Source organism: Micromonospora sp. LH3U1 (assembly GCF_028475105.1).
Lineage (GTDB): Bacteria > Actinomycetota > Actinomycetes > Mycobacteriales > Micromonosporaceae > Micromonospora.
Window position 1 is genome coordinate 3,722,050 of the sequence record NZ_CP116936.1, and the last position, 24,812, is coordinate 3,746,861.

21 protein-coding genes and 1 pseudogene are annotated in these 24,812 nt (G+C 72.3%); 7 read left to right on the forward strand and 15 right to left on the reverse strand.

Features of this window, described 5'->3' with window-relative positions; translation table 11 throughout:
* The first annotated feature begins 153 nt into the window (after positions 1-153).
* Together PCA76_RS17070 and PCA76_RS17075 are read left to right on the forward strand one after the other, a co-directional pair.
* Positions 154-1,584 (forward strand): LVIVD repeat-containing protein, encoded by a 1,431-nt coding sequence (locus PCA76_RS17070; protein ID WP_442930266.1) that lies wholly within the window; start codon positions 154-156, stop codon positions 1,582-1,584.
* Between the two features lie 141 nt (positions 1,585-1,725).
* The gene (locus PCA76_RS17075) at positions 1,726-2,961 is read left to right on the forward strand and encodes an SLC13 family permease (protein WP_272611422.1); all 1,236 of its coding nucleotides are present in this window, start codon (positions 1,726-1,728) and stop codon (positions 2,959-2,961) included.
* A 3-nt stretch (positions 2,962-2,964) separates the two neighbouring features.
* Here PCA76_RS17075 and PCA76_RS17080 read toward each other — a convergent pair whose 3' ends face one another.
* From PCA76_RS17080 to PCA76_RS17110, 7 genes and pseudogenes are all read right to left on the reverse strand, one after another.
* Positions 2,965-3,441, reverse strand: a complete 477-nt coding sequence (locus tag PCA76_RS17080) for a DUF1203 domain-containing protein (RefSeq protein WP_272611423.1) — start codon at positions 3,439-3,441, stop codon at positions 2,965-2,967.
* Positions 3,442-3,508: 67 nt separating this feature from the next.
* Entirely contained in the window at positions 3,509-4,339 is an 831-nt protein-coding gene (locus PCA76_RS17085) for a MerR family transcriptional regulator (RefSeq protein ID WP_272611424.1), read from the reverse strand.
* Between the two features lie 59 nt (positions 4,340-4,398).
* The gene (locus PCA76_RS17090; protein WP_272611425.1) at positions 4,399-5,988 is read right to left on the reverse strand and encodes an asparagine synthetase B family protein; all 1,590 of its coding nucleotides are present in this window, start codon (positions 5,986-5,988) and stop codon (positions 4,399-4,401) included.
* Positions 5,989-5,992: 4 nt separating this feature from the next.
* Positions 5,993-6,959 (reverse strand): annotated as a pseudogene (locus PCA76_RS17095) (DUF5715 family protein).
* Between the two features lie 100 nt (positions 6,960-7,059).
* Positions 7,060-7,881: an isocitrate lyase/PEP mutase family protein gene (locus tag PCA76_RS17100; protein WP_272611426.1), complete on the reverse strand. Its 822-nt coding sequence runs from the start codon at positions 7,879-7,881 to the stop codon at positions 7,060-7,062.
* A complete protein-coding gene (locus PCA76_RS17105) occupies positions 7,878-8,825 on the reverse strand; it encodes a cytochrome P450 (RefSeq protein ID WP_272611427.1) in 948 nt (315 codons plus the stop codon). The genes PCA76_RS17100 and PCA76_RS17105 overlap by 4 nt, the downstream gene beginning before the upstream one ends.
* 320 nt (positions 8,826-9,145) lie before the next feature.
* On the reverse strand, positions 9,146-9,889 hold the full coding sequence (locus PCA76_RS17110; protein ID WP_272611428.1) for an ArsR/SmtB family transcription factor: 744 nt from the start codon (positions 9,887-9,889) through the stop codon (positions 9,146-9,148).
* A 137-nt stretch (positions 9,890-10,026) separates the two neighbouring features.
* On the opposite strand from PCA76_RS17110, the gene PCA76_RS17115 reads away from it, so the two are divergent.
* On the forward strand, positions 10,027-12,252 hold the full coding sequence (locus PCA76_RS17115; protein ID WP_272611429.1) for a family 43 glycosylhydrolase: 2,226 nt from the start codon (positions 10,027-10,029) through the stop codon (positions 12,250-12,252).
* A 173-nt stretch (positions 12,253-12,425) separates the two neighbouring features.
* Here PCA76_RS17115 and PCA76_RS17120 read toward each other — a convergent pair whose 3' ends face one another.
* The 4 genes from PCA76_RS17120 to PCA76_RS17135 are packed head-to-tail and all read right to left on the reverse strand — an operon-like array spanning position 12,426 to position 15,967.
* Complete coding sequence (locus PCA76_RS17120) at positions 12,426-12,935, reverse strand: 2'-5' RNA ligase family protein (RefSeq protein WP_272611430.1); 510 nt, start codon at positions 12,933-12,935, stop codon at positions 12,426-12,428.
* A gap of 48 nt (positions 12,936-12,983) precedes the next feature.
* Complete coding sequence (locus PCA76_RS17125) at positions 12,984-14,156, reverse strand: low temperature requirement protein A (protein ID WP_272611431.1); 1,173 nt, start codon at positions 14,154-14,156, stop codon at positions 12,984-12,986.
* A gap of 54 nt (positions 14,157-14,210) precedes the next feature.
* The gene (locus tag PCA76_RS17130; RefSeq protein ID WP_272611432.1) at positions 14,211-14,816 is read right to left on the reverse strand and encodes a response regulator transcription factor; all 606 of its coding nucleotides are present in this window, start codon (positions 14,814-14,816) and stop codon (positions 14,211-14,213) included.
* Positions 14,813-15,967 carry a sensor histidine kinase gene (locus PCA76_RS17135; protein WP_272611433.1) on the reverse strand — a complete coding sequence of 385 codons (1,155 nt, stop codon included), beginning with the start codon at positions 15,965-15,967 and terminating at the stop codon, positions 14,813-14,815. The genes PCA76_RS17130 and PCA76_RS17135 overlap by 4 nt, the downstream gene beginning before the upstream one ends.
* 131 nt (positions 15,968-16,098) lie before the next feature.
* Here PCA76_RS17135 and PCA76_RS17140 point away from each other — a divergent pair, with 131 nt between their 5' ends.
* Entirely contained in the window at positions 16,099-16,995 is an 897-nt protein-coding gene (locus PCA76_RS17140; protein WP_272611434.1) for a hypothetical protein, read from the forward strand.
* Positions 16,996-17,078: 83 nt separating this feature from the next.
* Complete coding sequence (locus PCA76_RS17145) at positions 17,079-18,824, forward strand: DEAD/DEAH box helicase (RefSeq protein ID WP_272611435.1); 1,746 nt, start codon at positions 17,079-17,081, stop codon at positions 18,822-18,824.
* A 48-nt stretch (positions 18,825-18,872) separates the two neighbouring features.
* Here PCA76_RS17145 and PCA76_RS17150 read toward each other — a convergent pair whose 3' ends face one another.
* From PCA76_RS17150 to PCA76_RS17165, 4 genes are all read right to left on the reverse strand, one after another.
* On the reverse strand, positions 18,873-19,277 hold the full coding sequence (locus tag PCA76_RS17150) for a DoxX family protein (protein ID WP_272611436.1): 405 nt from the start codon (positions 19,275-19,277) through the stop codon (positions 18,873-18,875).
* A gap of 130 nt (positions 19,278-19,407) precedes the next feature.
* On the reverse strand, positions 19,408-21,738 hold the full coding sequence (gene lon / locus PCA76_RS17155; protein ID WP_272611437.1) for an endopeptidase La: 2,331 nt from the start codon (positions 21,736-21,738) through the stop codon (positions 19,408-19,410).
* A 141-nt stretch (positions 21,739-21,879) separates the two neighbouring features.
* Positions 21,880-22,749, reverse strand: a complete 870-nt coding sequence (locus tag PCA76_RS17160) for a manganese catalase family protein (RefSeq protein WP_272611438.1) — start codon at positions 22,747-22,749, stop codon at positions 21,880-21,882.
* A gap of 83 nt (positions 22,750-22,832) precedes the next feature.
* Positions 22,833-23,564: a sensor histidine kinase gene (locus PCA76_RS17165; protein ID WP_272611439.1), complete on the reverse strand. Its 732-nt coding sequence runs from the start codon at positions 23,562-23,564 to the stop codon at positions 22,833-22,835.
* Positions 23,565-23,662: 98 nt separating this feature from the next.
* Between PCA76_RS17165 and PCA76_RS17170 the strand changes: the two genes are divergently transcribed.
* Both PCA76_RS17170 and PCA76_RS17175 read left to right on the forward strand, forming a co-directional pair.
* The gene (locus PCA76_RS17170) at positions 23,663-24,271 is read left to right on the forward strand and encodes a response regulator (protein WP_272611440.1); all 609 of its coding nucleotides are present in this window, start codon (positions 23,663-23,665) and stop codon (positions 24,269-24,271) included.
* Positions 24,272-24,413: 142 nt separating this feature from the next.
* Positions 24,414-24,761, forward strand: a complete 348-nt coding sequence (locus PCA76_RS17175; RefSeq protein ID WP_272611441.1) for a histone-like nucleoid-structuring protein Lsr2 — start codon at positions 24,414-24,416, stop codon at positions 24,759-24,761.
* The last annotated feature ends 51 nt before the right edge of the window (positions 24,762-24,812 follow it).

Sequence of the window (24,812 nt, forward strand, 5' to 3'; positions counted from 1 at the left end):
GGGCCACTCCCTGGGGTCGAGGTCATCGCGATGCTATCCATTGAAGAACACACTTTGATGTGACCTGGGTCACATCGACGATCATCGTCGGGCGGTAACGTGTCAACCATCGTCTTCCCCTTGCGAAGGGCCTCGCCGATGATCAGACTCCACATGCCTCGGATACGACAACTCCGCGTCGTGGCGATCGCCACGACCGGCCTCCTCGTCGCCAGCGCTCTCGTCGCCCCGGCGAGCAACGCCCAGGTGGTGCAGGACCCGGCTCCGGCCGCCGCCCCCACCAACACGATCCCCGGCGTCGACGAAATCGTCAGCAGCCCCAACCTGCGCCAGATCGCCAACGTGCCGAAGGTCGCCCCACTGGACGCGACCAACAGCGACATCGCCTTCCAGGGCAGGTACGCGTTCGCCGGCAACTACAACGGCTTCGTCATCTACGACATCTCGCGGCCCAGCGCGCCGACGGTCAAGGCCCGGGTGCTCTGCCCGGGGTCGCAGAACGACATCTCCGTCCACGGGGACCTGCTCTTCCTCTCCACCGACTCGTCCCGCAGCGACGACTCCTGCAACAGCACCACGCAGGGAGCGGACGTGAAGGGGTCCTGGGAGGGCATCAGGGTCTTCGACATCAAGGACAAGGCCAACCCGCGCTACATCAAGTCCGTCGAGACGGCCTGCGGCTCGCACACCCACACCCTGGTGCCGGGCAAGGACCGCAAAGCCGTCTACCTGTACGTCTCGTCGTACAGCCCGCGGGCCGAATTCCCGGACTGCCAGCCGCCGCACGACTCCATCTCGATCATCAAGGTGCCGCTGAAGAAGCCGACCGACGCGGCCGTGGTCGCGACGCCGAACCTCTTCCCGGACGGCGGCTTCCCCGGCAGCCCGACCGGCTCGGCGACCACCGGTTGCCACGACATCACCGCCTACCCGTCGAAGGACCTGGCGGCCGGCGCCTGCATGGGTGACGGCATCCTGCTCGACATCAAGAACCGGGAGGCACCCCGGGTCATCAACCGGGTCCGGGACACGGCCAACTTCGCGTTCTGGCACTCGGCCACCTTCAACAACTCCGGCACCAAGGTGATCTTCACCGACGAGCTGGGCGGTGGCGGGGCGGCAACCTGCAACGAGGCCATCGGACCGGACCGGGGCGCAGACGCCATCTACGACATCACCGGCCGCGGTGACGCTCGGGCGATGACCTTCCGCAGCTACTACAAGATCCCCCGCAACAACGCCGACACCGAGAACTGCGTGGCCCACAACGGCTCGCTGATCCCGGTGCTCGGTAAGGACATCATGGTCCAGGCGTGGTACCAGGGCGGCATCTCGGTCTGGGACTTCACCGACTCGGCCCACCCGAAGGAGATCGCCTTCTGGGAGCGCGGCCCGCTCTCGGCCGACACGTTCGTCGGCGGTGGCACCTGGTCCGCGTACTACTACAACGGCCACATCTACTCCAACGACATGGTGAAGGGCCTGGACGTCCTGGAGCTGAACGACTGGCGCACCTGGACGGCGAACCTGACCCGCTACAAGGAGCTCAACGTGCAGACCCAACCCAGCTACCTGGGCTGGTAGGCACCGCGCGCGACGCCGGGCCCGGTCCCCGATCTCCGGGGGCCGGGCCCGGCGCTGTCCGGACTACGGGTCCGGTGGGGCCCGTCACTCGGACGAGGGCTGACGATCGGCTGGTCGGGCGCTGTGCCAGCGTGGGCAGATGTGACGTCTGCCGTCGGGGCACCACCCGCACCACCCGCACCACCCGAGCCGACCACGCGCTGGCGACCCCACCCGCTGGACCTGGTGGCGGTCGTCCTCGCCGTGGCCGGCGCGGCCTGCGCGCTGAGCGGGCTGCTGCCCCGCGCGGAGACCACCGCCACTCTGCACCGGATCCTGCCGCTGCTGCTCTTCCTCGGCACCGTGATCGTGCTCGCGGAGCTGACCGCCGTGGCCGGCGTCTTCGATGTGCTGGCCAGCCGACTGGCCATCGCCTCCCGGGGCAGTTGGGCGGCGCTGTTCCTGCTCTGTGGCGGCCTCGCCACGCTGACCACCCTCGTGCTCAACCTCGACACCACCGCCGTACTGCTCACCCCGGTGCTGCTCGCGTTGGCCCGGAACCTGCGCGTCCCGGCCGGCCCGCTCGCGGTCACCACGGTCTGGCTGGCGAACACCGCGAGCCTGCTGTTGCCGGTGTCCAACCTGACCAATCTGCTGGCCGCCGACCGGGTCGGGCTGGCGCCCCTGACGTACGCGGCCCGGATGGCGTTGCCGCAACTCGCCGCGGTGACGGTCACCATGCTGCTGCTCTGGTTCGTGTGGTGGCGACGGGACCGGCCCGCCGGTGGGCGCTTCGTTCCGCCGGCCCGGCACGTACCGGCCGATCCGGTGCTGCACCGCACCGCGCTCGCCGGCTGCCTGATCTTCGTCGCCGGCATCCTCGCCGGAGTGGAGATCGGCCTCGCCAGCAGCGTCGCGGTCGCGCTGGTGCTGGTCGGGTTCGCCGTCCGCTCCCCCGCCACGCTGCGCCCGGGGCTGGTGCCGGTGCGCCTGCTGCTCTTCGTCACCGGCCTGTTCCTCGTGGTGCAGACCCTCGGCCGGCACGGGCTGGACGACCTGGTGGGCGGCCTGTTGGGCACCGACGGTGGTGCGCTCGGCGCGCTGCGCGCCGGTGGCACGGGCGCGCTGCTGGCCAACGCGGTGAACAACCTGCCGGCCTACCTGGCCGGTGAGGCGGTGCTGCCGGCCGGCGACCACACCCGCCTGCTGGCACTGCTGATCGGCACCAACGTCGGCCCGCTGGCCGCCCCCTGGGCGTCGCTGGCCACCCTGCTGTGGTTCGAGCGGTGCCGGGCGGCCGGCGTGGCGGTGCCGGTGACCCGGTTCGTGCTGACCAGCACGGTGCTCGCGGTCACCGGCACCCTCGCCGCGGTCGGCGCGCTGCTGCTGGTGGCCTGAGCGTCAGTCGGCGGCCCGCCGCACGGCGAACATGAAGCACCCGTACACCACGTTGCGGCTGTGCAGTTGGTGCACCGCCGGGTCACCGAACAGCTCCGCGATCACCGCCTCCGGGTCGGTGCCGTCGTGCAGCTGGCCGCCGCAGATCCGGCCCTGCCGGTCGTACGCCCGCAGGACCTGGGGGCGCCCCCGCCATGCCGGCGGGTGACCACCGGCCGCGTCCGGGCCTGGGCAGGCGGCGGCGTGCGCGAAGACCGGGCCGATCTCGCGGTACGGGCCGGCGGCGACCGGCGGTGCGTAGCCGAAGAGCACCAGTTCCTCCCCCTCCTCGGCATCGCGCAGGCAGCAGCGCAGTGGTTCTCCGCCACCGGCCAGGAGTGCCTCAACGGGCTGGTCGGCGGCGTCACGGCCGGTCCGTCGGATGGTGTCGAGCGCCGCGGCCGGCAGGGCGTGGACGCGGAACGTGGTGCGGTTCGTCATCCGTCCAGCGTGCCCTGGGGACGGCGCGGGTGCTGGCGGCGATCGGACCTGACGCTGGGCGGCCCGGTCAGCCCCGGTGCACGGCGAGCTGGAGCTCGGTGACGCCCTTCTCCGGCGTGTCCGGGCAGTAGTCCAGATACACCTCTCGGGTGAAGCCGTCGGTGCGGTAGCCGTTCTCCTCGACCCACCGGGCGAGCACCTGCATGCTCTGCTCCACGTCGTCCATCGGGCCGTGGTGGATGATCGTCGCGGCGGTGCGTACGGCGGGCAGGTCCACCACCGCGACGTCGGATGCGCCGGTCGCCCCGACGTCGACGGTCACCCCGGCGTGCACCACCACCGCGTCGCCGTCGTCGCCGGGGGCGGGCTCGTACCAGGCGATGCCCGGCCCCGTCGGCGTGATCCCGGCGGCGGCCAACCGTCGGAACAGCTCCGGGTAGAGCGGCTGGATCACCGGACCGATGTCCTCGCTCTCGTAACTGGGCGCGACCGCCGTCAGCTCCGCGACGCGAACGGGCGCGATCTCCTTGAGTACGACGTCCTGGGTGGTCATCCGACCCTCCGACTCGATCATTCGAAGCCTCGCCTCCACGGCCGCGAGCCGGGCGCTGTCCGCGGTGAGCTGCGCCGCCAGCTGGTTGCGGCGCAACCGCAGCATGCCGCGCAGCTCGGCCACGTCGACAGCATCGTCGACGATCACGCGCACCTGCTCGAGGGTGAGGCCCAGGTCCTTGAGGGCGATCACCCGGTTGAGTCGGCGCAGCTGGTCGGCTTGGTAGAAGCGGTAACCGGTGTGCGGGTCGACGCTGGCGGGGCGCAGCAGGCCGATGCTGTCGTAGTGGCGCAGCATCCGCACCGACACCCGGCCGAGTCTGGCGAAGTCTCCGATGGTGAACATGGTCCCCCCACGCTCGTCCCTGACACGATGTCAGAGTCAAGCGTGGCCCACGCGGTGGTTCAGGGACGGGCCGGGCGTGGGCCGACCAGCCGGCGGACCATCGGCGCGGCGTTCCACTTGGCCGCACCGACCAGGTCGCGGGCATGCTCCAGGACCGTGTAGTCGGGTCGGGTCAGCCCGTCGGCGATGGCCCGGTCCAGGTCGTTGCCGCAGCGGCTCAGCACGCTGTCGAAGTCCCGGCGGACCGGCTCCTGAAGGTCGTAGCCGAACGAGCGGTGCAGCCGGGAGAAGAGCGGCTTGTACAGCCGGACCCGCTCGTGCAGCCCCGACGAGTACGACATCGGGTTCTTCGGGCGGCGCAGGATGTAGTCGGGCAGCACGTCGGCGAACGCCCGCCGGACGATCCACTTCTCCTGCCCGTGACGCAGCTTGAGGCTCAACGGCAGCCGCATCGCCAGCTCCACCACGCTGAGGTCGAGGAACGGCACCCGGGCCTCCACCCCGTGCCCCATGGCCGCCCGGTCGACCCGCTGCAACTCCGTCCGGCACAGGTTGCGGATCCGGTGCAGGAACAGGCGGCGGGCCGCGGCCGGACCGACCTGGTGATACATCGGGTACCCGCCGAACAGCTCGTCGGAGCCGTCGCCGGTGAGCACCACCTTGATGCCCAGGTCACGCAGCCGACGGAAGATCGGCACCGAGACGACCGCGTTGATGATGTCGCCGTACTCGGTCAGCTCGGAGATCCGGATCGCCTCGCGGACGTCGGTGAGCCGGATGTCGCGCGGCCGCAGCTCGACCACCACGTGCGGTACGTCGAGGTCGGCGGCGAGCCGCCGGGCGTACGCCACGTCGGGGCTGTCGGCCACGCCGACCGTCACCGCGACGCAGTCCGGGTGGATGTCGCGCACCTGCCGCAGGGTCAACGAGCTGTCCAACCCACCGGAGAGCACCACCCCGACGGTCAGGTCGGTCTCCACCCGCATGCGGATCGAGTCGCTCAGCGCGGCACGAACGAGCAGCGCCGCCTCGTCCGGGTCGTCGATGACGGGCAGGCCCTCGCCGATGGTGAGCAGGTCGACGTACGGGCTCAGCCGCACGTGTCCGTCCACCTCCGCCCAGCCGTGGTGCCCCGGTGGCACCTCGGCGATCGGGGCGCCATGCCCGACGAGCGCCTTGACCTCGGAGGCGACCTGCAGGCAGCCGGGCCGACGGGACCAGTACAGGGGCTTCACCCCGAGCGGGTCACGCGCCAGGTACGCCCGGCCGGTGGCCCGCTCGACGACCGCGAAGGCGTACTCGCCGCGGAGCCGGGTCACCGCCGCCTCGCCCCACTGCTGGAACGCGGCGAGCAGCACCTCGGTGTCACTCTCGGTGCGGAACGCCTGACCCAGGCGGGTCAGCTGCGCCCGCAGCTCCCGATAGTTGAATATCTCGCCGTTGAAGCAGAGCAGCCAGCGCTCGTCGGTCGAGGTCCACGGCTGCACCGCCCGGTCCCGGTCGACGACCCGCAGCCGGCGGGTGCCGGCGAGCAGCCCATTCTCGGATCGGGTCTCGGTGACCTCACCGCGAGGGGCCAGAACGGCGAGCATCCGCCGGAAGGTCGCCGGGTCGGCCTCGGGGCCGATGCTCAACGCGATGCCGCACACCGGCTCAGACCCCCATCTCAGCCTCGTACGCCCGGCGTAGGCGCCGCCGGGCGGTGGGCGCGAGGCACAGGTGCCAGGCCTGTCCCTCGTCGATCACGTTCAGCTCGCCGGCGTCCTGCCGGTCCAGCAGCAGCTCGGCCAGGGTGTCCCGCGCCCCGAAACGCTCGAACCAGGCCAGCTCGACGTCGACCGAGTAGCCGAGGCAGTGCCCGCTGGGCAGCATCGCGGCGTAGCCCAGGCGGCGCAGCCGGTACTGGTGCTCGGCGCTGCGGACCAGGCTGGTCACCCACAGTGGCGGGGTGGCCGGCGGCGCGGCGGCGGTGAACTCGCGTCCGATGTCGTTGAGCAGCGCCACCACCTCGCGCCGGGCGCGTCGAAACAGCAGCCCGGCGGTGCGCGGGGTGGCGTCCGGTCGGAGCCGGCGGCGCAGCCCGCGCGCGGCCCGGCCCAGCACCGTGGCAGGTTGCTCCTGGTAGCGGAAGCGCAGCAGGTCGCGGCGGCGCAGCCACTCCAGGTCGACCAGTTCGGCGCTGCCGTTGACCTGGTCGTCGGTGACGAACGTCGGAGCGTCCTGCCACCACAGCACGTCGATGCGGGAGAGCAGGTAGATCCGGACCAGCGCGGTGAGGTCACGCGCCGAGGTGCGCGCGTTCGGCTGGTAGCGGGCCATCTCCAGCAGCAGGGTCTCGCGCGCGCCGATCAACCCCTGCGGGGTGGCGTCGAGGACCGCGGCGAGCGCTGGCTCCCGCAATCGCTCGTCGATGAGCACCTGTCGAGCCCGGGTGCTCGCCGCGTCGGCCAGGGCGCCGACCTCGACCAGGAGCTCGGCGACGGCAGCCCGGTAGGCGGCCAGGTCGGGCGTGGCGGCGGCAAGGCGGCGGGGGTCAGATTGGGGGCCGGCGGCGGGCCGGCGCGGTGGGCGACACGGGCGGACCGGGCTGCTGTCCCGGGCTACGGCTGGGCACTCGCATGACGGGGGTCCCTTCTCCGGTCACGACACTGGGTGGTTCGCCCTGTAACACACCGTAATCGTCGGGACCGGAGTGGACCGAACATTCCTCCTATCTACCCCTAAGGGAGCGCGACGTCCGATTGATCGCGGTGGTCCGCCGGCACCAGTCCCTGCACCTCGGCGTACGACGGCAGCCCGTCCAGCGCGGCGATCCCCCCGGCGCGTATCCCGTCGGCGGCGGCGACCGCGGCGGCCAGCCCTGCCCGGAACAGCAGGGAGCCGGTGCTGACCCGGGCCACCCCCGCGCCGCCCAGGTCCTCCAGCCCTGGCCCACCCGGCTGGTACAGCGCGTTCAGCGGAGCGTCGATCCGTTGGGTGAGCACGCGCAGCGTCGCCAGGTCGACGGTGCCGGGCACGAAGATCCCGTCGGCGCCAGCGGCCTGGTAGGCGCGGGCACGGGCGAGGGTCTGCGACAACGGGTCGTCCACCCCGAGCCACCAGGTGTCGGTGCGGGCGTTGACGAACAGGTCCGGCACCGCCGCCTTCACCGCGGCGACCTTGTCGGCGGTGTCCTCGGGGTCGGCGAGGGTACCGTCGGCGCGCCCGTCCTCCAGGTTGATCCCGACCACGCCCAGCCCGGCCAGCTCCGCCACGTACCCGGCGACGGCCGCCGGATCAGCACTGAACCCGGCTTCGACGTCGACGCTGAGCAGCACCGGCAGCGTGGCGAGCCGGCGGGCCAGCGCCAGGGTCTCCCCGGCGGTGGCAGCGGTGCCGTCGGGTCGGCCGGCGGCCGCGGCGACCCCGAGGCTGGTGGTGCCGATCGCCCGGTGGCCACGCGCGGCGAGCGCCGCCGCCGAGGCGTGGTCCCAGGCGTTGGGCAGCAGCAGGGGCAGGCCGGTGTGGTGCAGGGCGCGGAACTCGGCACGGCGGTCAATCATCGGACGCTCACTTCCACGTTCGTCGGCACACGCAGGGTCGGATGTGGCTCATGGCGGAGGTCGGCGCGGGTGCGTCGGCAGCGTTCGCGCAGCACGTCGAGCACCCCGCCGGCGAGAGCCAGGGCATGTCGGTCGCCGGGGCAGCCGCGCTCCCCCGCGCCGAAGGTGAGCAGCCCAGCCTCGGGTCGACCCGGTCGGAACGTCGCCGGCTCGGCGAACACCCGCGGGTCGCGGTTGGCCGCGTCGAACCGCAGCAGCACCGGGCTACCCGGCGGCAGATCCTGCCCGCCCACGCGTACCGCGGCGGTGGTGACTCGGCGGGTCGCCCGTACCGGCGGGTCGAGTCGCAGCACCTCGGCCAGCAGGTCGGCGGTCCCGGCTGGACCCGTCGGGTCACGGCCCGGCCCTGGCAGCAGGTGGTGGGCGGCGGCGCCGATCAGGCCGGCGGTCGCGTCGCACGCCTGGACCAGCAGACCGATCAGGTTGGCCCGTACCTCCGGCGGGGCCGGCGGCGCCAGCGCCAGCAGCGTCGCCACCGCCCGGTCGGCCCGCCGGGTCAGGGCCACGTCAACCCCCGGGTGGTACGCAGTGGCGACGACCGCGACCGCCGTCCCGGCGGCTGCCGGATCGGCGAGTCCGAGACGACCGGCCAGCACCCGCAGCGGCACCGGCCGGGCCAGTGCGCGCATCACGTCGAGGTGGTCACCGGCCCGGTCCAGGACGGCGACGGTCAGCCGGGCGGTCTCCTGCCGCAGTTCGTCGGGGTCCAGCTCGGCCAGCGCGGTCACCCCGATCGCCCGGCGATCGGCGTGCCGCTGTGGCGGACTGAACCGACTGACCGTGGCACGCAGCCAGGCGAGCGTGCCGGGCGGGCCGCTGTCGACGGCCGGCACCCGGAGGGCCGGGTCGGTCAGCGCCGTCCGCACGTCGGCGTGCCGCGTCATCCACCAACCACGCCCCGGTGCGAACGAGGGCGGGCCGCATTCCGGTGTTTCCGCGGCGGGAGCAATGTGAGGCCACCTGTCAGTCACCGCCCGACCGTAGAACCCGAACCCTTCGCTCCCCACCGAACAGTCCCGCCTGCGCCACGCCCCACCGGCCAAGATCGTGCTCGATCCTGGATCGAGTGGCCTCGTCACCACCGGAGACCACTCGATCCAGGATGTTGTGCCATGCCGCAGCCCGCCGCCGGCGCGGCGGGCGGCGGGCGGCGGGCGGCGGGCGGCGGGCGGCGGGCGGCGGGCGGCGGGCGGCGGGCGGCGGGTCAGGCTCGGCCGCTGGTCGGTGCCGGGGTCGTGTCGGGGGTGAGGGTGCTGTCGGGAACGTGCAGGGTTTCGGCCAGGGCGGCGCGGCCGGTCGGGGTGAGACGGACGGCGCGGCCACTGCCCTGGGTGATCCAGCCCAGGTCGGTGAAGCGGCGGCAGAGCGCCGCGCCGAGCGACCCGGCCAGGTGTGGGCGGCGCTCGGTCCAGTCCAGGCAGTCGCGGACCACCGGGCGTCGAGCGGCGCGCAGCACGTCCACCGGTATGCCCAGCTCGGTCGCCCACGCCCACCCGTCGGCGGTCAGCGCCAACCCGCTGGAGCGGTCCAGCCGTCCGTCGGCCAGCAGCGCGTCGTACATCAACACACCCAGCCGTCCGGCGAGGTGGTCGTAGCAGGTCCGGGCGTACGCCAGGGCGGCGCTGGCGGTCGCCGCGCGCAGCGAGCCGGTCGGCGGGGATGGGGCCGGGGCGTGTCCGGCGAGGTGCTCGATCAGCTGGGCCACCGATGGCCCGGCCAGCCGCAGGTAGCGGTGCCGCCCCTGCCGTTCCTCGACCAGCAGCCCGCCCCCGACCAGCCGGGTGAGATGGTCGCTGGCCGTCGATGGCGCGACTCCGGCACGGCGGGCCAACTCCCCGGCCGTCCAGGCCCGGCCATCGAGCAGGGCGAGGCAGATCCCGGCGCGGGTGCCGTCGGCCAGCAACGCGGCCAGCTCGGCCATCCCCCGCCCCTCGGTGCCACCACTCATGGCCCCATCATCGCCGGACCGTCGGCGCTCCGGTCGGCCGGGTTCGATCGGCGCGCCGATCCGCGTTCCCTTTACAACGTTGTATCCATCGTTGTAGAAACGAGGACACCGCCATCCACTCCCCGAGGCAGGTCCATATGCGACACCTTCGCCGCGGCGGCGCGCTCGTCGCCGCGCTCGGTCTGATCCTGGCCACGACCGCGCCCCTACCAGCCGCCGGCTCCGATGGTCCGTCCCGCTACCGCAATCCGATCTCGGTCGGCGTGGGCGACACGTTCGCCGACCCGGTCATCGTGCGAGGCGACGACGGCTTCTGGTACGCCTACGGCACCACCGACCCCCTGCGCGAAGGTGAGCACGAGTTCCACCACGTGCCCACCGCCCGCTCTGCCGACCTGATCGACTGGACCTACGTCGGGGACGCGTTCGGCCCCGACCAGCGCCCGCCGTACGCGGCTTCCGGGGCCGCATTCTGGGCCCCTGACGTGCGCAGAGTCGGTGACCGATGGGTCATGTACGTGACGGTCACCGACACCACCGTCTCCACCGAGGGCAGTGATTACGCCATCGGCGCGGCCACCGCCCCCACCCCGACCGGGCCGTGGACCTTCGCCGCCCAGCCGGTCGTCGCCCCGCGCCCCGGCGGTGGCGGTGGCTACCTGTGGACCATCGACCCCAGCCAGTTCACCGACATCGACGGCCGCGGTTACCTCTACTACGGCAGCTACTACGGCGGCATCTCGGTCACCGAGCTCAGCCCCGACGGGCTGACCGCTGTTGGCGCACCGACGCAGGTCGCGATCGACAACAAGTTCGAGGGCAGCTACGTGCTGCGTCACGACGGCTGGTACTACCTGTTCGCCTCTACCGCGAACTGCTGCGCCGGCCCGGCCACCGGCTACTCCGTCCAGGTCGGACGCGCGCGCGGCCCGCGCGGCCCGTTCACCGACCGCGACGGCGTCGCGTTGACCGCGTCCCGGGCCGGTGGCACGCCGGTGCTCACCCAGAACGGCAACCGGTGGATCGGCACCGGCCACAACGGCTTCCTCACCGACCTGTCCGGGCAGGACTGGATCGTCTACCACGCCATCGACCGCGCCGACCCGTACCTCGACGAGCCGTTCGGCATCAACGAACGCCCGATGCTGCTGGACCGCCTGGACTGGATCGACGGCTGGCCGACGGTGAACGCCGGTGCCGGCCCGTCCGAGGGCGTCCGGCCCGCGCCGGTCACCACCGGCCGGATCGACGACCGGTTCGACACCGCCGGGCTGTCTGACTGGCGACGGGACGCCGGCACGTGGCGGGTCGCCGACGGCCACCTCACCGGCAGTGGCGCGCTGACCAGCCGTACCACCGTCGGCGGCGACGTGCGCGCGGAGGCCGACCTACGGCTGACCGGCGCGGCCAGCGCGGGGCTCACCCTCTCCGACCGGGTCCAGGTCCGGGTGGACGCGGCGGGCGGCCGCCTGGTCGCCAGCGACGGCCGCCGCCGCGCCACCGCGCCGCTGCCCGCCGGGTTCGACCCGGCCGACCGACACAACCTGGCCATCGAGGTACGGGGTCAGCAACTGGTCGCCGAGGTGAGCCCGGCCCGCCTCGGCGATCAACTCGCCGTGGTGTCGCTGCGGCTGGACCGCCCGGTCGCCGGTCGACCCGGGCTGGTTACGACCGGTGGCCAGGCCGAGTTCGACAACGTCAGCGTGGCCCGGCTGTTCCAGCCGGCGAAGCGGGCGGTGCCCGAGCCCCGGGCCGGGGCGCCGCTGCGGGCGTACTCCGACGAGTTCAGCGACGGGCTGGACGGCGACTGGCAGTGGGTACGCGAGGACCCGGCGGCCACCGTCTCCGGCGGCGCCCTGCGCTGGCCCGTGCAGGCCGCGGACCTGACCGGCACCGGCAACACGGCGGGCGTGCTGCTGCGCGACGCGCCGAACGGCGACTACGTCGTCGAGACGAAGGTGACGCTGGACCTGGGCGAGGAGACCGTCCGCAACTACCAGCAGGCCGGTCTGGTCGCCTACGTGGACGACGACCGGTTCGCCCGGCTCACCCAGGTGGCGATCTGGAACACCCGGCAGGTCGAGTTCGGCTACGAGCTGCCCTTCGCCGGCCAGCCGGTCTACGGCGGCAGCATCGTCGGCGCCCCGGCCACCACCACCTGGCTACGCCTGGCGCACCACGTCGACCCGACCACCGGGGAACACGAGTTCCGGGCCGGCTCCAGCCGGGACGGGCGTACCTGGACCTGGGGTGCGGTGTGGACCTTCCCGGCCGACACCACCCCCCGGATCGGACTGGTCGCGCACGGCGGTGCCGAGCCTCCGGTCACCGCCGAATTCGACTACCTGCGCTTCTACCGCTAGGCGGCGGAACCTGGACGCGGCAAGCCGGGCCTGACCCGCCCAGCAGCGGCTCAAGATCTGCGCAAGAACAGGGAAAGTGCTGCCTCCGCGAGGTGTGAGGCAGCACTTTCCCTGTAGTTGCGCGGATCATGCTGGTCGTCGTCCTGCGGGACAGTCGCGTCGCGTACCCGCGCCTATCCGAGCCGGGTCACCGTTCGATCCGTGCCGTCGTAGCTGCGGGCCGCGACGAACGTGCCCGCCGGCCGCTGGCCGCCAGCAACAGCCCGGGCCAGCCGCAGATCCGCGTTGCGAAACCGCAGCGCCAGGCTCAGGTGCGGCACCCACGCACCCGGCGCGTGCCACGGTCGAAGTCCGTCGGCCTGGGCGAGGACGTCCCAGACGGCGGCGTGCAGCACGGTCAGCGCCGGCGTGGGACGTACGAGCCAGACCAACGGGGCGGTGCCGTCGAGAACGACAACGCGATCGAGTGTGACCGGCATCGGCAGCGCGGCATCGAACACCTCGGCCAGCCGATGCTCGACTCCGGGCGAGAATTCGTCCACCGCGGCGAGGGTGAGGTGCGGTCGGTTGGTCGGGTGGGTGTTGCGGGCCAGGCTGGGCAGCCCCGCCGCCGCCAACCGCTCCCAGGTCGACCGGACCTCAGTCTCCAACCCGGCCGAGCAGACCAGTTCCACCGTACGCACGCGCCCACGCTAGCCGGGCGGTCAGCGCGAGATCCCCGGGCAGTACACCTAGCCCGAAACCGGATTGACTTCGCCGGCGATCCGGGCCCGGTGGACCAGGTCGAAGACGGCGACGGTGGTGATGGTCGCCGCGCCCAACAGACCCACCGCCAGCGGCGGGAGTCGCGCCGCAACCGGGCTCAGGATCAGACACGCCGTCACGGCCGCCAGGCAGTGCTTCGTCAGGCGGCCGAACACCCAGATCTCGAAGATCATCCGCCCGACGAGGAAGGTCAGTGGCCCGATCAGAATCGCCACGACGTTGCCGGCCGACCGCTGTCCGTCGGGCTCCTTCAGCATCAACTCCCCTCCGATGCCGGTGAGCAGGATGCCCGCCACCATCACCAGGTGGGTGTAGCTCGCCCGCAGGTTGAGCCGGTACGGGTCCGCCGCGGTGTTGATCTTCATGGCGAGGCTGGTCGTGGTGCGATAGAAGTAGGTCCACCAGAGAAAGACCACCGTCCAGAAGGTGATCAGAAATGCGGTGGTGTCCTCCAGATCCCGCGTCGACAGCCGGTAGAAGTTGCCGGTGGCCAGGATCGTCTCGCCGAGGGCCAGGATGATGAACTGCCGGTACCGCTCGTTCAGGTGTTCACCCGAGAGGTGCCACTCGGCTGCTCGTGCCCGACCGAGCCACGGAACAGGCCACCCCAGGACCGGCCCCGAGTAGTCGATCGCCAACGCGCACGCCCACAACAGGACTCGCGTTTCGCCGCCGCTGGCCGCGGCCCCGGCGAACCAGATCGTCGCGGACATCAGATACCAGACGATTCCCCGTACCGGCCGGCGCCAGGCAGGGGTGCCGCGCAGATAGAGGGCCATGACCAGGGTACGGCCGAGGTGGATCCCGAGGTACGCGCTCACGAAGACGAAGGCCTGGTCACCGAAGGCGTCCGGAACGTTGATGGACATCAGCAGACTGCCGAGCATCACGCAGATGATCAGGATCTGCACGGTGGGTCGTTCACAGTCGAGACTGTCGGTCGCCAGGTTGGTGTTGTACCAGATCCACCAGAAGGCGAGCAGGAAGATCACGGCTTGCGCGTCGGCGAGCAAGCTGGGCTCCTCGACCAGGGTCGCCGACAGCCGGCCGAGGGTGAAGATGAAGACGAGGTCGAAGAACAGTTCGACGGCACTGGACCGCACCGGGTCGACCGGGCCCGCCGCGACCTTTCTGGGCATTTGCCCATCTTTGCAGCAGATGAGGACACGAGCCCGACTGGCCGTGAAGATCAGTCAGAGCCAGCCGTTGTCCCGGGCGGTGCGGACCGCCTCGGCCCGGTCAGGTGCGCCGAGCTTCTGGACGGCGGCGGACAGGTGGTTGCGCACCGTGCCGGTGGACAGGTGCACCCGGCGGGCGATCACCGCGACCGGGGCGCCGAACTCGGCCAGCCGCAGCGTCTCCAGCTCCCGGGGGGTCAGCGGGCACGGGGGCAGGGTCAGCGCGTCAGCGGCCAGCGACGGGTCGACGTAGCGGCCACCGCCGTGCACCCGGCGGATCACGTCGGCGAGCGCGCCGCCCGGCGAGCCCTTGCGCAGGAACCCTCTCGCGCCAGCGGTCAGTGCCTGGCGCAGGTGCCCGGGGCGGCCGTGCCCGGTCAGCACCACCACCGCGCATTCGGGTCGCGCCCGGGTCAGCTCGGCGGCCACCCCGATGCCGTCCAGACCGGGCATCTCCAGGTCCACCACGGCGACGTCCGGACGGTGCGCCAGCGTCGCGGTGACCGCCGTCGGCCCGTCGACGGCGTGTGCCACCACCTCGATGTCCGGCTCCAGACCGAGCAGCGCGGCGACCGCGACCCGGATCAGGTCCTCGTCATCGGCGAGCAGGACGCGGATCACGACGGCACCGGCACGATGGCCTCGAGGGTGAACACCGCATCCTCCCGGCGTACCCGCAACTCGCCCCCGGCGGCGGCGAGCCGGTCGGCCAACCCGCGCAGCCCGTGGCTGTGCGCGTCCGGACCATGGTCGTCGGCGCCGTCGTTCACCACCGTCATCCTGGCCACGTCGTCCTCCCGATCGATGCGGATCCGGCACCAGTCGGCCCGGCTGTGCCGCAGCACGTTCGTGCCCGCCTCGCGCAGCACCGCCGCCAGTTCGGTCGCGGCGGCCTGCGGCAGGTCCGCGGGCGGCGGCAGGACGGTGCACCGCACGCCACAGGAGCGCAACACCCCTACGACCGCGGCGAGCTGTTCGTCGAGGTCGACGGCCCGGTAGCCGTGCACGGTCTCCCGTACCTCCGTCAGCGCGGACGCGGCCAACTGTTGCACCTCGGCGGCTTCCCGACCGGCCCGTTCCGGGTCGACCGGTGCGAGCCGGGCGGCGAGTTCGGCCTTCAACGCGATCACCGTGAGACGGTGCCCCAGCACGTCGTGCACGTCACGGGCGAAGCGCAGCCGCTCCTCCGCGGCGGCCAACCGGGCCAGGGCGGCCTGACCCTGCCGGGCCTCCACGAGGAGGTCCCAGAACCAGACCTGGAACCCGTTCACGGCGGCGACGGCCACCCCGATCCCGCCGGTCACGGCGAGGTGGCGCGGGACGGAACCACCGGTCCACCAGGCGACCGCCACCGCCACCAGCAGGACGCCGGCCGCCAACGCCAGCGCGGCCCGCAACCGCACCAGCAGAGGTGCCATCCCGATCAGTGCCGCACCGAGCCAGGCCCAGGTCGGCCACGCGCCCGCCGCCACCGGCCCCACCAACGGCACGGTCAGCACCGCCACCCCGGCCAGTCCCACCTGAGCGCGGCGCCGCCAGCGCGGGTCGAGCCAGGGCGTGACGGCCGCGTACAGCACACATGTCTGGGCGATCACGAAGGCGAGGATGCCGACCGCGCCGAGCGCCACCCGGCCCGGATGGGGCTCGCGGGTCAGGCCGACCGCCGGCAGCAGGACGCTGCCCCAGACGCCGGTCGCCAACGACAACAACGTCGCCTGCCGGGCACGGTGCAGCCGGCGGTCCGCCCGGGGTGTCACCGCCTCGCTCGCCACGCACCGATCCTAGGACCGCCCGACGCACGGTCCACCCCCACGAACGTCACGGTCGGACCGTGCGAACCGCACGGGTTTCCGGTGACGGACGAGCCTGTCGGCCGCTGCGGCGCCCCGGCAGGGTCAACGGCATGGAAGAGACACGGATGTACGCGGACACCACGGTCGTACCGGCGTCGGGGCCGCTGCCGACCGACCAGCCGGCGCCCTCGCACGCGACACCGACCGGCGGCACGCGGCGGTTGCTGCGGCACCTCGGCGAGATGGCGCTGGCGATGCTCGCCGGGATGCTGCTTCTCGGCCCGCTGTGGGACGCGGTCGGCGCCGCGTGGGGGCTCGCCGGGTCACTGGGCCGCCCGGAGGTGGCCGCGCTGGTGATGGCCACGAACATGACGGTCGGGATGACGGTGTGGATGCGCTACGGGGCGCACGGCTGGCCGGCGGTCGGCGAGATGGCGGCGGCGATGTACGTGCCGTTCCTGCTGCTGCTCGTGCCCTTTCGGGCCGGCCTGCTCGACGGTGACGCGCTCCTGCTCGGCGGTCACCTGCTGATGATTCCCGCGATGGTGCTGGTAGCGGTGCGCCACCGGCACGAGACGCCGGTGCCCGTGCGCCGGCACCCGGCGGTGGCGGCGCTCGCCCACCGCTGGCCGACCGGGCTGGCGCTGCTGATGACCGTGGACATGTGGGTGGAACCGAAGGTGTTCAGCCCGTGGACGATGCTGGTGCTGCCCGGCGGCTATCTGCTGATCGGAGTGGTCCGCCGCACGCTGCGCGGGCCGGGCGTGCTCGTCACCCAGCTGGCCGGCCTGGTCGGCTGGGTCGCCCTGACGCTGGTCGCGGTCGCTGCCGGCGGGCGGACAGCCGCGTGGCTGGTGGCGTTCGGTTGGTTGGCGCACGCCGGCTGGGACCTGATCCACCACCGCACCGGCCGGGTGGTGCCGCGCGGATACACCGAGTGGTGCGGAGTGTTCGACGCGGCGCTGGCGGGCACCATGATCCTGGCAATCCTGACCACCGGCGCCTGACCGGACCGCCCGCCGACCGGCACGTGGCGGCTCTTGTGGCGGTCGGCGCAGCGGCCACGACGGCGTAATGAAAGGCTTGGCACATGAGTTCCGCACCTGCACAGCACGACGCACCGATCGACGCACCGACTGACGCCACCCCCGCCGACACCGAAGAGGTGTATGCCTTCACCGAGCTCGGGCTGCGTCCCGAGCTGCTGGGCGCGCTGTCCGCCCTCGGGTACGAGGAGCCGACCCCCATCCAGCGGGAGGCCATCCCGCCGCTGCTGGAGGGTCGGGACCTGCTGGGTCAGGCGGCCACCGGCACCGGCAAGACGGCGGCGTTCGCGCTGCCGCTGCTGAACCTCATGACGGCACACCGCCAGGGCGGCGACCCGGTGGCACTGGTGCTGGTCCCGACCCGGGAGCTGGCGGTGCAGGTGTCCGAGGCGTTCCACCGCTATGGCAAGGACCTGGGCGCGCGGGTGCTGCCGATCTACGGTGGGCAGCCGATCGGGCGGCAGCTGCGGGCGTTGGACAGCGGCGTCGACGTCGTGGTGGCCACCCCCGGGCGGGCCCTCGATCACATCGCCCGGGGCACCCTGCGCCTCGGCGGGCTGGCCACGGTGGTGCTCGACGAGGCCGACGAGATGCTCGACATGGGCTTCGCCGAGGACATCGAGGCGATCCTGGAGCACGCTCCGACGGAGCGTCAGACGGTGCTCTTCTCGGCCACCATGCCGTCGCGCATCGACGGGATGGCCCGGCAGCACCTGCGTGAGCCGGTCCGGATCGAGATCGGCCGGGAGCAGACGGTCGCGGGTGAGGCGCCCCGGGTACGGCAGAGCGCGTACATCGTGACGCGGGCGCACAAGCCGGCCGCGCTGGGCCGGGTGCTGGACGTGGAGTCGCCCACCGCGGCGATCGTGTTCTGCCGCAGCCGGGAAGAGGTCGACCGGCTGACCGAGACGATGAACGGCCGGGGTTACCGCTCCGAGGCGCTGCACGGCGGCATGAGCCAGGAGCAGCGCGACCGGGTCATGGGCCGGCTGCGGGCGGGCACCGCCGACCTGCTGGTGGCCACCGACGTGGCGGCCCGTGGGCTGGACATCGAGCAGCTCACCCACGTCGTCAACTACGACGTGCCGTCGGCCCCGGAGTCGTACGTGCACCGGATCGGTCGGGTGGGCCGGGCCGGGCGGGAGGGTGTCGCGATCACTCTCGCCGAGCCGCGCGAGCACCGGATGCTCAAGACCATCGAGCGGGTGACCGGGCAACGGATCACCATCGACAAGATCCCCACCGTGGCCGACATGCGTACCCGGCGGCTGGAGCTGACCCAGGCGGCGCTGCGGGAGAGCCTGCTGGAGGACGACCTCGACCCGTTCCGGGTGATCGTGGAGACGCTGACCGACGAGTTCGACCTGATGGAGGTCGCCCTCGCCGCCGTGAAGTTGGCCCACGAGGTGACGTCGCCGGGGTCCGACGACGAGGAGGAGATCCCGCAGGCGCCGGTGCGCAGCTCCCGCGAGGGTCGACCGGAGACCGGCGGCCGGGGCGGCGATCGGCGTGGCGGGGGCCGGCCGCGCTCGGGCGGCGGCAACACCGTCCAGGTCTTCGTCGGCCTGGGCCGACGCGCAGGTGTGCGCCCGCAGGATCTGGTCGGCGCGATCACCGGGGAGACCGGGATCCGCGGCCGGGACATCGGCTCGATCGAGATCGCCGACCGGTTCTCGCTGGTGGAGGTGCCGCAGGCGGTGGCCGACGACGTGATCTCGGGCCTGCGCTCCAGCACGATCAAGGGCCGCAAGGCCACGGTGCGTCGCGATCGCGGGGGCGACGAGCGCTGAGCCCGCCGCTGGCGACCGCCGGGGTACGACGGTCGCCGGCGGCGCGGATCAGAAGGAGTACGGGCCGAACCGGCCCCACGCCACCACGGCCGCCAGGACGAGCAGCACCGCGCAGGTGATCGCGCCCTGGATCTCCGTCTTTCGCCGGTCGCCGGTGTCCTGCTTCTTCATGTCACGCAGGTGCACCAGGATGCCGCCGATCATGACGATGACCAGGCCGACGGCGGCGAGGGGGGTGAGCACGGTGGCGATGCCGGTGAGCGGGGGCAGCACCAGCCCGAGGGCGGCCAGCAGCTCGACGGCGCCGAGCGCCTTGACCTGGGTCGGCGGGACCGGGTCCACCCACCGCATCAGCTCGCGCAGTTTGTCCTTGGGCTGGGTCAGCTTGGCAAAGCCAGCGCCGGCGAAGACGACGGCGAGCAGGATCTGGATGATCCAGAGCACCACGTTCACGGGGGTTCCTCCAGGGGGCCGCCTCGCGGCGGAGAGGTAGTTGAAGGTTCAAGCGAGACAGTAGACCTCTCCGCGCGTACCAAAGGACCCCCGCCGTCCGAAGACGGCAGGGGTCCTTGTGCTTGTAGCGTCAGACCGTGAAGAGCGCCGGACCGTCCAGCGCCTCGACGTCGGCCGGGCGCAGCGCCAGGGCGAGCACGTCGGCCACGTCGGCCAGGGTGTGCACGGTCAGCGCCTCGCGCACCTCGGTCGGCAGGTCGTCCAGGTCGGGCTCGTTGCGCGCCGGGATGATCACCTCGGTGAGGCCGGCCCGGTGTGCGGCGAGCAGCTTCTGCTTCACCCCACCGATCGGCAGCACCCGACCGGAGAGCGTCACCTCGCCGGTCATCCCGAACTCGGGGCGGACCGGGCGGCCGGTGACCAGCGACGCCAGGGCCGTCACCATGGTGATGCCGGCACTCGGGCCGTCCTTGGGCACCGCGCCCGCCGGGACGTGCAGGTGGATGCGCCGTCCCGCCAAGGCGTTCGGGTCGATGCCGAGCCGACGCCCGTTGGAGCGCAGGTACGACAGGGCGATGTGCGCCGACTCCTTCATCACGTCACCGAGCTGGCCGGTCAGGGTCAGCCCCGGCTCGCCCTCCATGCTGGTCGCCTCGATGAAGAGCACGTCACCACCGGCGCCCGTGACCGCGAGGCCGGTTGCCACGCCGGGCACCGCGGTCCGCTCGGCCGACTCCGGGGTGAACTTCGGCCGCCCCAGGTAGCCGGTCAGGTTGTCGGTGTCGACGCGTACCGGGGTCGGGTCGGTCGCCAGGGCCACCGCCACCTTGCGCAGGATCTTGGCCAGGCCACGCTCGAGCTGCCGTACGCCGGCCTCCCGGGTGTACTCCCCCGCGATCAGCGCGAGAGCCTCGTCGGCGACGCTGACCTCGTCGGCGGTCAGCCCGGCCCGCTCCCGCTGCCGGGGCAGCAGGTGGTCCCGGGCGATGGCGACCTTCTCGTCCTCGGTGTATCCGTCCAGGGTGACCAGCTCCATCCGGTCCAACAGCGGACCGGGGATGGACTCCACCACGTTCGCGGTGGCCAGGAAGAGCACGTCGGACAGGTCCAGGTCGACCTCCAGGTAGTGATCCCGGAAGGTGTGGTTCTGAGCCGGGTCGAGCACCTCCAGCAGGGCGGCGGCCGGGTCGCCGGCGTAGCCGGCGGAGACCTTGTCCACCTCGTCGAGGAGCACGACCGGGTTCATCGAGCCGGCCTCGCGCAGCGCGCGGACGATCCGGCCGGGCAACGCGCCCACGTAGGTGCGGCGGTGACCGCGGATCTCCGCTTCGTCGCGGACGCCGCCGAGCGAGACCCGCACGAAGTTGCGCCCGAGCGACCGAGCCACGGACTCGCCGAGACTGGTCTTGCCCACCCCGGGAGGACCGGCGAGGGCGAGGACCGCGCCGGAGCCGCGACCGCCGACCACGCCGAGGTTGCGCTCCGCACGCCGGTTGCGCACGGCCAGGTACTCCAGGATGCGGTCCTTCACGTCGGCCAGGCCGGCGTGGTCGGCGTCGAGCACCGCCCGGGCCGCGGCCAGGTCGGTGTTGTCCTGGGTACGCGTGCCCCACGGCATCTCGAGCACGGTGTCCAGCCAGGTGCGGATCCAGCCCGCCTCCGGGGAGGCGTCACTGGCCCGCTCCAACTTGCCGACCTCGCGCAGGGCCGCCTCGCGGACCTTCTCCGGCAGCTCGGCGGACTCGACCCGGGACCGGTAGTCGGCCGAGCCGTCCGGCTCGTCCTCGCCCAACTCCTTGCGGATCGCGGCGAGCTGCTGGCGCAGCAGGAACTCCCGCTGGGACTTCTCCAGCCCTTCGCGGACGTCACTGTTGATCTGCTCGGTGACCTCCTGCTCGGCCAGGTAGTCCTTCACCCAGCCGACCAGAAACTCCAGCCGGGCGGTGACGTCCGGCGCGGCGAGCAGTTCGGTCTTCTGGTCCAGGGTCAGCCAGGGCGCGTAGCCGGCCGAGTCGGCCAGTTCGGAGAGGTCGGTCATCCGCTCCACCGCGTCGATGACCTGCCAGGCGCCTCGCTGCTGGAGCACGGAGGTCACCAGGGCGCGGTACTCGCGGGCGAGTTCCCGGGCGCGGCCGGCGGGAGCGGGTTCGTCGAGTTCGGTCGCCTCGACCCAGAGTGCGGCGCCGGGGCCGGGCACGCCGGAGCCGATCCGGGCCCGGGACAGGCCACGGATGACGGCGGCGGGCTCACCCTCGGGTAGCCGGCCGACCTTCTCGATGGTGGCGACCACGCCGACCGGGCCGTACTCGCCGTCGATGCGGGGCACGGCCAGCAGCTTGCGGTCGCCGGTCGCCCGCGCCGCGTCGATCGCGGCCTGGGTGGTCGGGTCGAGGGTCACCGGGATGACCATGCCGGGCAGCAGCACGGCGTCGGTCAGGGGAAGTACCGGAAGAGTTGCCATCGAACACCTGCTATCGCGTTGAGTTGAGCGTGTCTCACTCAAGTAACAAAGCGTTCCCCTTGTTCCGATCTGTGGCCCAGGACACTGTCCGCCCGTCCCGTCGGGGTCGCCCGGGACCGGCGGGCGACCCGACGAGGCGCATCAGGTGAGCTTGCTCTTCACCGTGTTCACGACCGAGCCGGCCACACCCGGGTTGGTGCCGTACAACCGCGGATCCCCCGGAGGCAGCACCGGCTCCGGGGCGTTCGCCCGCGGGCTGTCGCCGTACCGGAACTCGCCCTTGCCATCCGGCGTGGGCCCGGACGCCCAGCGCCCCTCGTTGGCGTCGGTGCCCGAGGAGAAGCTCAGGTAGGTGTAGCCGAACTCCTCGGTGAACTCGCCAGAGTCCGGGAATGCCTCCGGCACCGGCATGTCCTCCAGCCCGTCCTCCTTGAGCTGCTCGATCGCCGCCAGCCACATGTTCTGGTGCATGGTGTCGCGGGCCAGCAGGAAGCGCAGCATCTGCTTGACCCCCGGGTCGTCCGTCATGTTGAACAACCGGGCGACCTGGAGCCGACCCTGCGCCTCCGCGGTGACGTTGAGCTGGAAGTCGGCCAGCAGGTTACCGCTGGCGGTGACGAACGAGCCGTTCCAGGGCACCCCGTTGGCGTCGGCGGGCAAGGCCCCGCCACCGCCATGGATGAAGTGCGCCGGGTTCGACGCGGCGAAGGTCGCCGCGCCCCCGGGGTTGTCCGCGATGCCCTCCGACAGCGACAGCGGCGCGTTGTCCAACAGTCGGGTGATCATCGTGACGATCATCTCGACGTGGCCCATCTCCTCGGTGCCGACGTCGAGCAGCAGGTCCTTGTACTTCCCGGGCAGCCGGCAGTTCCAGCCCTGGAAGAGGTACTGGTTGGCCACCGTCATCTCGCCCCACTTGCCGCCCAGAACCTCCTGCAACCGGCGGGCGAACGCGGCGTCCGGGCCGTCCGGCTTGGCCTCGAACTGCAGATCCTTGACATGGCTGAACATCTGACCTCCTCGGGTACCGACAGTGGTAGCGAGGCGGTTCCCGCCTCGCTGACCCGAGCGGGCCAACCCGTGTCCCGCTCGGGTCAGGGCACCGGGCGAGCCATCGGCAGCAGCACCTCCAGCGCCACGCCGCGCGGCCGCAGCCGGTGCACCCGCAGCGCTCCCCCATCCGTCACAATGAGCTGCCGCACGATCCACAGCCCCAACCCGGACATCCCGACGGCCGGCGCCGGGCGGCGCAACGCGGCCAGCAGGGCATCGTCGACCCGACCCTCGTCGGTCACCAGGATGCTCAGGCCGGGACCGCGCAGCGTGGCGTAGAGCCCGATCTGCCCGTCCGGCGGCCCGTGCCGCAGCGCGTTCTCCACCAGGTTGACCAGCACCTGCCGGGTCCGACCCGCCGGCACCGGGCAGGAACCCGCCCGCCGGGTGGCCCGCGCACGCCGCCGACCCGCCGGAACCAGCGCCGCCGCCTCGCGCAGGATGCCCGCCAGCGGGACGACCGACTCCGGTTGTGGGGTCAGCGCCAGCGCCCCGGTGCCGGCGGTCGCGTCGCGCAACAGGCTCTGCAGGTGGACGGCCTGGTCGCGGGCCAGCTCGGTGATCGCCCGCCGGTCGGCGCTGGTCAGCTCGCGACGCTCGTCGGCCAGCGCGCGGGTCAGCGAGGTCAGGGTGCTGATCGGCGTACGGAACTCGTGGCACAACACCCGCAGCAGCAACTCCGAATCGGCCTCCGGTGGTCGGATGTCACCGGGTGCGGGCTCGGTTCGGCGCAACCCTCGCAGCAGGCCCTGCAAACCGTGCCGTGCGCGCATCCACCCAACTCCCCTCGTTCGGTGCGTACCCGCATGATCGGTACCCGCTGGGGAACGGCCCAGACATGCCGGGAGCCTCCACCATTCGACTCGTTGTCGTGGACGATCACCCCCTCTTCGTCCGCGGCCTGGAGTTGCTGCTCCCGATCACCACCGACGGCCGGGCCGAGGTGGTCGGCTCGACCGGCGACGCCGCCGCCGCGGCGGCGCTGATCAGCCACTGCCGCCCCGACCTGGCCCTGGTCGACCTGCACATGCCGCCGCCCGGGGGCATCCGGGCGGTGGCCGCGATCCGGCGGACCACCCCACGGGTACGGGTGGTCGCGATGTCCGGTTCCGCCGATCCCGCACCGGCGCTGGCGGCGCTGCGGGCCGGTGCCGAGGGGTTCCTGCCGAAAACCAGCGAACCGGAGGCGCTACTGCCCCCGCTGCTGGCCATCCTCGACGGCTGGGCGGTGCTGCCGGCCCCACTGCTGCATGCCATTCTGCGGCCCACGCACGCCGCGTCGGTCGATCTCGACGGCGAGGAACGTCGGTTGCTGCGGGCGATCGCCTCCGGCCGCAACACCGTCGACATCGCCGAAGAACTGCACGTCTCGGAGCGGACGGTGAAACGAATGACCGCCGCGTTGCTGCGCAAGCTGCGGGTGTCCAACCGGGCGGAGGCCGCCGCCGTCGCCGGGCAGACCGGTCTCCTCGGCGAATGAAGCCCCTTCATCGCACCGATTCACGGTTTGCTCGGTAACGGAATCGCGACGCGCCGAATGAATGGGGGCATATTGTTGCGGATTCCCGGGGTGATAGGTCAGACTTTGGACACATCCCGCCGCACACAGGGAGTAATCGGCAATGGCGAGAAAAGTAATCACGGTCCTGACCGACGACCTCGACGGTGGGAAGGCCGACCGGACGGTCGAGTTCAGTCTCGACGGCGTGGCCTACACGATCGACGTCTCGGACGAAAATGCCGGTGTCCTGCGCAAGGCGCTGGATCCGTACATCAATGCGGGTCGGCGGATCGGGCGCGGCCCGGTGGAGAGCACCCGCGCAGTCCGGCGACCGGGGCGACCCACCGGTGCCGGAATGGATCGGGAGCAGAACCGGGCCATCCGGGAATGGGCCGTCAAGAACGGCTACAAGATTTCCGAACGGGGCCGGATCCCGGTTGAGGTCGTCGAGGCGTACAAGGGCCGCTGACACAGGAGTTGACGACGGGGTCCCGCCGAAAACGGCGTGACCCCGTCGGAT